The sequence below is a fragment of the Frigoribacterium sp. UYMn621 genome (assembly GCF_040549525.1).
Taxonomy (GTDB): Bacteria; Actinomycetota; Actinomycetes; order Actinomycetales; family Microbacteriaceae; genus Lacisediminihabitans.
The window spans coordinates 1-3,611 of the sequence record NZ_JBEPTM010000039.1; the positions used below are offsets into that span (position 1 = coordinate 1).

6 protein-coding genes are annotated in these 3,611 nt (G+C 60.9%); all 6 read right to left on the reverse strand.

The genetic code is table 11. The features are described from left to right. Positions 1-517, reverse strand: a 517-nt coding sequence (locus ABIB54_RS17675) for an RHS repeat-associated core domain-containing protein (RefSeq protein ID WP_354576844.1), incomplete at its 3' end; no start/stop codon positions are given. Between the two features lie 202 nt (positions 518-719). After that, on the reverse strand, positions 720-953 hold the full coding sequence (locus ABIB54_RS17680) for a metallophosphoesterase (protein WP_354576845.1): 234 nt from the start codon (positions 951-953) through the stop codon (positions 720-722). Next, positions 950-1,501, reverse strand: coding sequence for a hypothetical protein (locus tag ABIB54_RS17685; protein ID WP_354576846.1), 552 nt, complete (start codon positions 1,499-1,501; stop codon positions 950-952). Before ABIB54_RS17685 ends, ABIB54_RS17680 begins: the two co-directional genes overlap by 4 nt. Then, positions 1,498-1,791 (reverse strand): hypothetical protein, encoded by a 294-nt coding sequence (locus ABIB54_RS17690; RefSeq protein ID WP_354576847.1) that lies wholly within the window; start codon positions 1,789-1,791, stop codon positions 1,498-1,500. Before ABIB54_RS17690 ends, ABIB54_RS17685 begins: the two co-directional genes overlap by 4 nt. A gap of 187 nt (positions 1,792-1,978) precedes the next feature. Next, complete coding sequence (locus tag ABIB54_RS17695; protein WP_354576848.1) at positions 1,979-2,572, reverse strand: hypothetical protein; 594 nt, start codon at positions 2,570-2,572, stop codon at positions 1,979-1,981. Between the two features lie 322 nt (positions 2,573-2,894). After that, positions 2,895-3,401, reverse strand: a complete 507-nt coding sequence (locus ABIB54_RS17700) for a hypothetical protein (protein WP_354576849.1) — start codon at positions 3,399-3,401, stop codon at positions 2,895-2,897. Positions 3,402-3,611: the final 210 nt, after the last annotated feature.

Consider the following 3,611-nt stretch of genomic DNA (forward strand, 5'->3'; position numbering starts at 1 on the left):
CGGCCCAACGAAGTCCACTATGGTTATCAGCAGCCAGCCCTGGCAGCGTAGACGAATCCACTAATTCCGCTGTCCGAAATCCCCGCAGCAGCCCAATCCCAGAGCCATTACAACTGTTGATGCCGTCGCCGATGAAGAGTACTCCACCACTAACAAGGCCAGCAAGGGCGAGGGCCTCTCCCGCCGATGCCAGAATAGCGACTCCTCCAGTGAAGACATCCGCAAGACCAGCGGCCACAGCGGTTCCAACGCCCGCCACAATCGCGGCAGCGCCTACTGAGATCTCGCTGGCGCAAGAGAGGCCAATCAAGTTAGTCCCGGCAGGGTCGAGGTTGTTGATGGGGTCATCGCCGGCGTAGGCGTATCGGTTGGCGTTGGCGGGGTCGAGGGGTGCGTCCAATGTGTCTTGTTGGGTCCAGGTGCCGGTGGTGGGGTTGTACCAACGAAGGCCGAACTTGACCAGTCCGGAGCCGGGGTCTTTGATGCCGCTGTGGAATGCGTACGGGTTTTGGGTCACGGGGTTTCCGGACCCCACTCTGAACCGTCCCGGGTTTCATGCCGCCGGTTTGTTGGCGGCGTCACCTTTTGATGGGCCGATGGTTCGAGGGTAGTGGGCCCGCTCATATTCATAGGGCGGGATGTTGCCGAGGAAGCTGTCCTGGGTGTGCCTCGAATCGCCGTATCAACGCACCCCAATTTTCGTGGTTGCCGGGACGCAACTACACGCGCCTGATGTTGGCGGTTTGGCACCAGAAGTCGACGGCTGCGAGGAAGCCCTTGCCGTGCGCTTCGGGGAAGAGCCCGAAATCCCCGGTGTGGAAGATCGTGTCCACCTCGGGTGCTTCCCGATGGATGCGGGGGATCACCGACTGAAGCCAGGAGATGCTTCCGTGCCAATCGCCAGCGATCGCGACACGATCGGGCTGAACCACGAGTGGGCCGCTGTCGATCACCGTAATTCCGTTGTGAGCCGTTCGGGCTTCAGTTTCTCCCGGATGATTCTTACCTGCCCCAGTTCGGGTGTTCTGTTCGAGTCTCGTTGACGGATTGACGCTGCGGTGAGCAGTGCACGGGGGCTTTCTTCCGACGTGGGATCGACGGTGTCGAGCCAGTTGGCCGCCTGGTCAGCGTTCTCGGGCGGCATACGGAGCTTCGCGAGAAGTGTCCTCAGCTCGAGTAGTGGTCGCCCCGTATTGCTGAACTGGAGCGCCGGATACACGATCTTCTTTCCGTGCAGGAAGCCAAGCAGCCGACCGGAGCGACGCTCTTGGTAAATCGCCTGTCTCGTCGACCCTCGCCACATAACAAGACCGCGTGTCGTGAAGCACGCGCCGACTGCGGGGTCGTTGATGAAGACCGTCGGCAGGCTCGCAAACATCCGATCGGCCATCGCCTCGGGGCACTCTTCCGACCAGGAAACGTGATCCCAATTGACGGTCCGGAGGCGATCGATCAGGGCTCTCGCCAGGTCGACTCGGACGTCTTCCGTGTAGCTGGTCACGCCTGCGGCTCGTCCGTGATGGAGGTGATTGTCGATGTCAGATGCCACGTCTTCCCCGTCAGGTAGGTCTCGTCGGAGACTTCGAGGTAACCCTGACCGCCGACCTGCCAGCCCGGACCGAGAATGCTCAGGACGACCGGCTGGTTGTCGTAGGCAGACCTCATCGAGCCGACGCGAGGCCGCCTCTCCCAGTAGAGGCGACCGGTGTTGTCGATGATATGCACGGTCCCAGAGATGGTGTCTACCCGGTAACGGCCCGGCTCGGTCGGGAGCGATTCGAAGGAGGTCATTGCGATTCGGGTCCCGTGTTCGGTTGCCGCAAGGCGGTAAGGGGGTGCCCTAGAACGCTGGTTCGGAAGCCGATACAACGAAGGAGTTTGTTCACACCTCTGACGTTATTCGGGCCACCGGGCTGAGCGCAGATGAATGCGAATCCTTGTCGAATGTTCGGTGTTTCCGCCCGATCGCCTGCTCTGCTTACTTGTCGGCTGATGAAGGAAGACTCAGCACCTCGGCGAGGAAAGATGCTCGGGCCGGCGGCTGGGTTCCCATCTGCAATTGGCGAAGTTGCCGGTTCAGCCAGCGGGCAAGAGCAAACTCCTCCGCGTTGTCGCCATTCAGAAGCGGCAATCTCCGGTGAATCACGTAGTGAAGCCTGCACAGCTCAAGATGCGTCATCCAGGCTGCCTCGACCGGATCCCAGTGGAAGGCCGGCGACGCCGTCAGACGGATCCTCTGGAACTCCGAGAGCCGATCCTGGAATCGCCTTTGATACCGGGCCCATTCACCAAGCCTTCCCTCCGCCCGAGGCAGCGACGACCGGTTTCGTGAGTTCTCGCGCGGGGCGCGCCTCGGTCGGCTCGTGCGCCAGAACATCTCGTAGGCTTCCAGCGCCCGGGCCCAATTCATGGCACGACTTGTCGGGCCTTCCCAGACGATCGGCACCTCGAACGCCACCGCACGCCCGGCCTCTTCATCCCTCTCCGACTCGGTGTCAGCGCGCTGGGCTTCCCGCCAGCGCCTCGCTGCCTTTTCGTGCAGCTCTGTCGGGTTCCGCATCGGCTCGTGCATCTGGTCCCTTTCCGAGCCGCTCGACGAGCGGTCTCGGAAAGGTCATGCGCGGCAGAGCCAACACGGCGCGCGTTGAGGTGATGGTGAGGGGACTTGTCAATGAATCGGCGGTTTGACACCGACCAATTTCATACCGTTATGTCTCAGCGCTCGGCGAGTCCCCGCCGAATGAGCGACGGAGTTCGAGATGTCAGGTCATCAGTGGACGCTGAGCGTCAGGTCGAGCCAAAGGGGCGACTCGGGCAGCGTCCTCTGTCTTGAGATCACAAATGCATCACACGCCTACTTGCGAGGCGGCCTCCCCGGACCGCTTAGAGAGAGGTCAGCGATTTCCGATGTTCTTGGCGCCGTCGCTTGCAGCCTTGGCCAAAGTTTCCCGCATTGCAGTTCGGAGAGCGAACTCACTATCTCGTGCTCGCTGTGTGGCATCGAGCTCGGCTTTTGCGATGACTATGTCCGCTTGGCGCGCATCGCGCACCGCAAATTCGCTCACCTCCCCGATCAGCACGTCAGCCATCGCGAGATCCTCGAAGCGCAAAATTGCGGCACCGCGGAGCACTTTCACCATGCGGTCGTAGCCAATCCCAGCATCGGCTGCGAAGGACTTCACTGGCGTTCGTCTCACCTGCAATCGTTGGCGAATGCGAAGCACATAGAGATGTTGAAGCTTGGCGGCAAGAAGGAGCGCCTGGGCTCGTGTTTCGGTGTCCGCGAGGTTCGGGTACATCGCCATGACCGCTTCGAGCGACTTCCACGTCAGGTTGTCCGACTTTCCAAAGAGCGCGTAGTCAACGGCGCAGTCGCGCGGCGCATAGCGCGGGTCGCTCATGCGCCAAGAATAGCTCGAAATAGCCAATATTGGGCCTAAAAGACATACACAAACCCAGAATCGAGCCCTACAGACACGGACTTGCGCTCCACAGCGCATGACATAGGTATGAAGACAAGGGACTGCCCCGAGTTCAGTTGACTCGTTGGGTTAGTGGTTTTATGCGGCGTTGAGGGCCATGTTGATTGTCTCAAACTCGATCGGGGTGAG